A 273-nucleotide genomic window follows, 5' to 3' on the forward strand; every position below is an offset into this window, starting at 1 on the left:
CACCGGTCGGGCCGACCAGAGCAGTACCCAGTTCGGTACCGTCGGCTGCCAGGATACGCACAGTACTGCCCGGTTCGGCACGGCCGGTGAGCACGGTGCCGTCAGCGCTGACGGCCAGTTCGGTCGGCGCGGCCGGCGCGGTGATATCCGGCGCGGTGACCTGCGCAGGCAGCGAAGAAACGCCACTGTCATCGATGGCGACCACATCCAGCAGTTCGCCGTTGGCCTGGGCCGGGTTCAGTTCGATGCTGAAGGTGCCGTCAGCATTGGCGA

1 protein-coding gene is annotated in these 273 nt (G+C 67.4%); it reads right to left on the reverse strand.

Annotated features, from left to right (window positions below):
* Nucleotides 1–273, reverse strand: a 273-nt coding sequence (locus ACN6NG_RS30000; protein ID WP_474317553.1) for an Ig-like domain-containing protein, incomplete at both ends; no start/stop codon positions are given.

It is taken from the genome of Pseudomonas sp. TSO6 (assembly GCF_056098905.1).